This window comes from Teichococcus aerofrigidensis (genome assembly GCF_054073225.1).
Genome location: NZ_JBSXMU010000175.1, coordinates 1 through 5,188 on the forward strand (window position 1 = coordinate 1; position 5,188 = coordinate 5,188).

General features: G+C 71.7%; 7 protein-coding genes. 5 read left to right on the top strand and 2 right to left on the bottom strand.

Features of this window, described 5'->3' with window-relative positions:
• The 4 genes from ACVMLK_RS19725 to mnhG all read left to right on the top strand — a co-directional run.
• A partial coding sequence (locus ACVMLK_RS19725) for a proton-conducting transporter transmembrane domain-containing protein (protein WP_457487385.1) occupies window positions 1–1,431 on the top strand: 1,431 nt, incomplete at its 5' end.
• Complete coding sequence (locus tag ACVMLK_RS19730; RefSeq protein ID WP_198367570.1) at window positions 1,428–1,772, top strand: Na+/H+ antiporter subunit E; 345 nt, start codon at window positions 1,428–1,430, stop codon at window positions 1,770–1,772. The genes ACVMLK_RS19725 and ACVMLK_RS19730, both read left to right, overlap by 4 nt.
• Window positions 1,769–2,026 carry a monovalent cation/H+ antiporter complex subunit F gene (locus ACVMLK_RS19735; RefSeq protein WP_198367571.1) on the top strand — a complete coding sequence of 86 codons (258 nt, stop codon included), beginning with the start codon at window positions 1,769–1,771 and terminating at the stop codon, window positions 2,024–2,026. The genes ACVMLK_RS19730 and ACVMLK_RS19735 overlap by 4 nt, the downstream gene beginning before the upstream one ends.
• Window positions 2,023–2,397, top strand: a complete 375-nt coding sequence (gene mnhG / locus ACVMLK_RS19740; protein ID WP_198367572.1) for a monovalent cation/H(+) antiporter subunit G — start codon at window positions 2,023–2,025, stop codon at window positions 2,395–2,397. Before ACVMLK_RS19735 ends, mnhG begins: the two co-directional genes overlap by 4 nt.
• 53 nt (window positions 2,398–2,450) lie before the next feature.
• On the opposite strand, the gene ACVMLK_RS19745 is transcribed toward mnhG, so the two are convergent.
• Window positions 2,451–2,708: a hypothetical protein gene (locus ACVMLK_RS19745; protein ID WP_457487386.1), complete on the bottom strand. Its 258-nt coding sequence runs from the start codon at window positions 2,706–2,708 to the stop codon at window positions 2,451–2,453.
• A 330-nt stretch (window positions 2,709–3,038) separates the two neighbouring features.
• On the opposite strand from ACVMLK_RS19745, the gene ACVMLK_RS19750 reads away from it, so the two are divergent.
• Window positions 3,039–3,350: a hypothetical protein gene (locus ACVMLK_RS19750; protein WP_198367574.1), complete on the top strand. Its 312-nt coding sequence runs from the start codon at window positions 3,039–3,041 to the stop codon at window positions 3,348–3,350.
• 51 nt (window positions 3,351–3,401) lie between these two features.
• On the opposite strand, the gene ACVMLK_RS19755 is transcribed toward ACVMLK_RS19750, so the two are convergent.
• Complete coding sequence (locus tag ACVMLK_RS19755) at window positions 3,402–5,039, bottom strand: hypothetical protein (protein WP_457487387.1); 1,638 nt, start codon at window positions 5,037–5,039, stop codon at window positions 3,402–3,404.
• Window positions 5,040–5,188 lie beyond the last annotated feature (149 nt).

Here is a 5,188-nt window from a genome sequence, read left to right on the forward strand (position 1 = left end):
GCGCTGGCCGCCCTGCTCGGGGCGCGCCCGGCGGCGCAGCGCGGCGTGACGGCGGTGACGCTGCTCGCACTGCTGCTCGGCGCCGCCGCCCTGCTCGCCCGCGTGCTGTCGGCGGGCCCCGTCGTCACTGCCTTCGGCGGCTGGCCCGCGCCCTTCGGCGTGGTGTTCAGCGCCGATCCGCTGGGCGCCGCGCTGGTGCTGGTCAGCGCCTTCGTCGCCTGCGCCGCCCTCCTCTTCGGCCGCGCCGCGCTGCGCCGCAGCCAGGAGAGGGCCGGCTTCCATCCCCTCTTCCTCGGCATGATGGCGGGGGTGAACGGCGCCTTCCTCACCGGCGACATCTTCAACCTCTATGTCTGGTTCGAGGTGATGCTGGTGACGGCGATGGGGCTGCTGCTGCTCGACCGCAGCCGCGCGCAACTCGACGGCACGCTGCGCTACGCGGCGATGAACATCCTCGGCACCATCCTGTTCCTGACCGCCGTGGCGCTGCTCTACGGCCTGACCGGTACGCTGAACCTGGCGGAGCTGGCGGTGCGGGTGCCACAGATGGCGCCCTCGGCCGGGCTGACCGTGACGGCCTTCCTCCTGCTCGCCGGCTTCGGCATCAAGGCGGGCTTCTTCCCGTTGTTCTTCTGGCTGCCCGCCTCCTACCACACCGCCCCGATCGTCGTGGCCGCGGCCTTCGCCGGGCTGCTGACCAAGGTCGGCGTCTATGCCTGCCTGCGGATCCTGCCGATGGTGCTGCCGGCGGTGCCGGGACTGCGCGAGGTGATGCTGGGCATGGCGGCGGCGACCATGCTGGCCGGCGTGCTCTGCGCCTTCGCGCAATGGGACATCCGCCGCATGCTGGGCTTCAGCATCGTCAGCGGCGTCGGGCAGATGCTGATGGGGCTGGCGCTGGCCACGCCCGGCGGCCTGACCGGCGCGGTGTTCTACATGCTGCACCACATCGTCGTCATGGCCGCGCTGTTCCTGCTGGCCGGCGCGATCCGCCGCGCCTGCGGCAGCTACGACCTGCGGCGGTGCGGCGGGCTGATGCGGCGGCGGCCGGCGCTGGCGGCACTGTTCGCCATCGCCGCCCTGTCGCTCGCCGGCATGCCGCCCTTCTCCGGCTTCTGGGCCAAGCTGCTGGTGATCGATGCCAGCCTGCGCGCCGGGCACCTCTGGCTGGCGGGCACGGCGCTGCTGGTCGGGCTGCTGACGCTCTACTGCATGGCGACGGTCTGGATCGAGGCCTTCTGGAAGGACGCGCCCCCGCGGCGGCCCGAGGGCCCGCCGGCGCGGCCGCGCGCCGTGCCGGCGCCGATGCTCTGGTCGATCGGCCTGCTGGCCGCCCTGACGCTGGCCATGGGGCTGCTGGTGGACCCGGTCTCCCGCTTCTCCGCGCTGGCGGCGGCGCCCCTGTTGCCGGCGGCGGGAGGCGCGCCATGAGGATCCTCGCCCTGCCCCGGCAGGTGCTGGCGGCGCTGGTCCTGCTGGGCATCTTCCTGATCGACCTGGTCGTCTCCTCGATCGCCGTGGCGCGGATCGTCCTGGCGAGGCAGCCACGCACCCATCCGGCCATCGTCATCGTGCCGGTGGAACTGCGCCACGCCTGGGCGACGGTGATCTTCGCCTGCTTCCTCTCGCTGACACCGGGCTCGACCTGCCTGCATGTCAGCGAGGATCGCCGCCGGCTCTATGTCCATCTGCTCGATGCCGAGGATCCGGCGCGGGCGGTGGCGCGCTTCAAGCGGCTCTATGAACGCTGGATCCGGAGGCTGGAACCATGACCACGCTGCTGATCCTGGTGCTACTGGCGCCGCTGGCGCTGGCCGCCTACCGCATGCTGCACGGGCCGGGCTATGCCGACCGCTTCGTGGCGCTCGACATGCTCACGGCCGTGGCGATCGGCTTCGCGGCGCTGACGGCGACGCTGACCGGGCACTCGGCCTATCTCGACGTGGCGCTGGGCCTGTCGCTGATCAACTTCATCGCCACCTGCGCCTTCGCCGCCTTCCTGGAGCGCAAGGGAGGCGGGAGATGAGCCTGACGCAGGGCCTCGCATGGCTCGCCCAGGGGCTGGGCGTGCTGTTCCTCTGCATCGCCGCGCTGGGCGTGGTGCGGCTGGCCGACCCGTTCCAGAGGATGCACGCGGCGACCAAGGCCGGCACGCTCGGCGCCAGCCTGGTGCTGCTGGGCAGCATGCTGATCGATGGCAGCCGGGACGGCATCGTGACGGGGGCGGGCACGATCCTGCTGCTGCTGCTGACCCTGCCGGTGGCGGCGCAGCTGCTGGGCCGCGCCGCCTACATGTCGGGCGCAACGCTGCGCGGGCTGCACGGAGAGGACCCGCTGTCCGGCATCCTGTCCCGGCAGGAGGCACCCCTGGAGGAGCGCAGCAGCCGGGAGGAGTAGCGCTCCGCCCGGCCCAGCCCAGCACGGCCCAGCCCAGCTCGGCCCGGCACGGATCAGTCGGGGCGGCCGACGATACGCAGCAGCGGCGCCGTTTCGCCCGCCTCCCCCTCATCCTCCTCGTCGGCGGCTTCCTCGTCCGTCCCGGCCTCGCCGAAGCTCAGCAGCCGCTCGGCGGCATCGACCTCCATCAGGGCTTCCATGACGGTCCGGCGGCATTCGGCCGCGGGCTCGTTCAGGGCGTCCATGAGCAGCTCCTGGGCAACCTGGATACGGATGCGGGCGGCAGCGCGGGTGGTGGGGGGCGTGAACATGGGGAAGCGCTCTTAATTGTTCGATAAGTGAAGTAACGACGAATTCTTGCACCGCCTCCACCCACAACCCCGCCAGCTTTGTCACATATTGTCAGTTCGTCTCAATTAAAATACAGTGCCCCCGCCAAAGCCCCCGGTCGGCTTCGGGTACTGCCGGGAAAGATTCCAGACTTACCCGGGCGGGGCCGGAAAGTCGGCCGGGTATCCCCCGGCGTGCGGCAACCCGGCAGGGAGAAAGGCAGCACCCTCATACCAAAAAATATTATTCATCTCGTAAAATGGATGTATGGTTGCCTTACCCATCGCAGATCCTCACGCCGCGAGACCAGCATGTCACAGAATTTCCCCCAGAACTTTCCGGGCCGCGCAAGACCTCGCCAGAGCCGTCGGGTCTCGGACAAGATCTTCCAGGCCTTCCATCAGGCCTGCGATCAAGGTGAGATCGAGGTCGCCAAAGTCCTCCTCTATTCCCTTGAAGTCATCGCCAGCCAGAATGTCTTGCCGTCCGACCAGAGGCGCAACAAACCCGACCTCATGGCCGCGCATCGCAAGATCTGGCAATTGGAGCAGGAGGCGCAGCTGATCCGGTCGCTGCTCAATCCATCCCCGGAGCCGGGGTGGGGCCGGACGACGAAGCCCTGAACGTGGGGCCGCCAAGGGCGCAGCCTGCGGTTGCAGCCCGCGCCGCCCGGCTCATGGCAGCAGGGGTGGCGGCCGGCCCTGCGGTGCCTCGCGCACCAGGCACCAGCGGAGCTCGTCCGGCGCCGGGCCGCAGCCCGGCCACCAGCTCTGCCGGCAGGAGAGGTTGGCCGGCGTCATCCACCGCGGGGCGGCCTGACATTGCCGCCACCAGTCCGGGCTGACCGAGGCGGCGTTGAAGGACAGCGTCTCCAGCCAGAGATAGCCCAGCCGCTCGAAGAGCGGCAGCGTGTCCGTGACCCAGGCCCATTTGGCGGGCAGCGCCGGCCGCGCCACGGCGATCGCGCCGCGCCCGACCGCGCGCCTGTAGCCTTTCAGGAAATGCGATTCCAGCCGCACGCCGAATCGCCCCCCGCCATAGCCGATCAGCGCCTCCGCCACGGTCAGGTCGCAGGCATCGGGCAGGATCAGCGCCGTGGGAAAGGCCAGCAGCGTGCCGGGAAAGGTGCCGGCGCGGGCGAAGAGGTCGATCTCGAAGAAGTAGCCGACCACGCGCATCCGCCGCATGGTCGCGGCGACATGGCCGGGGACGGCGTCCGGCGACAGGCCGGCCCAGGCCCGGCCCAGGGTGCTCCAGACCTCGGAGACCGTCGCGTAGTCATCCTCCGTCGCGGCCCAGTGGCGCTCCAGCGCGGCGCTGAAGCCGCGCGCCTCGCCCGCCTTCGCGTCCCGCACCACACGCTCCAGCGTCTCCTGCGCCCCCACCCCGCCCCAGGAGACGACATGCACGAGATGGTGCGGCCCGCCTCCGGCATCGAGATAGGCCTGCAGCAGGAAGCCGAGCCCCTGGGCCGTCAGCCCGCCCTGGCTCTGCCCCGTCAGCACCACCTCGCCACCGCCGCGCGCATAGTCCGCCGCGTCGCGCACCAGCCGCAGCGCCGCGTTCGACGAGAACTGCGCCCGGCCGAAGGTCAGACCCGAGGCCCAGCCGCGGAAGTCGCGATGCTCGAAGACATGCGTGCCGGCGACGGCGTAGATCCGGTGCGGTGCCAGGCCCGACTCCGGCCTGGCCTCCAGGACGGCGGCCGCGAATCCCGTATAGGCATCGGTATGGAGGGCGGCGAGGCGGTAGTCCGGCAGGTCGCGCAGCAGGGGCGTGGTGTCGAGCGAGAGGCCGCCCGCGCCGGAGGCCTCCGGCTGGCGGATATCGTAGGCGAGGTCGGCGGCCTTCACCGTGGCCTCATCCACCTGTGACAGCGGGCTGAGGCGCGAGCGCGGATCTCGCAGGGCGCGTTCGGCGGTCTGGCCGGGCAGGTAGAGGGTGGCGGGATTTCCCTCCGGCGCCTGCAGGTCCCGCACCTGCCCCAGATGCAGCTCCAGCCGCAATTGCCGGTCGGCGCGGTCGATCCTGGCGCGGATGTCGTGCCGCGCCAGGATCTCGCTCGCGAAGGGCACCAGGTCGGTGAAGGACAGGCGCAGATCCCGCGCCGCGCCGGGGGGCGGGGTGACGGTCGGGCCGCAGCGGGCCAGTTGCTCGGCGGTCGATGCCGGAGGCTCCACCGGCTCCGCCCGGCCGCCCGCCGGCGCCAGCAGGGCCGGCAGGGTCAGCAGCGGCAGGAGGGCCCATGCCGGGAGGCGGCACCACGGCCAGCAGCGCCGGCGTGGCCCCGGCGGCTTCCGCCCTCGATCCAACCCGCCGCTCAGCACGCCGCCATCCACCGCTCCGGCCCCTGGTGGCGGGGCAATGCCACCGCCATCGCGGCCGGTCCAGGCCGCCCTGGCGGGACGGCGGCGCGGCGCGGGGGGGCTGCCTCAGCCGGCCAGTTCGCCCGGCCCGACCG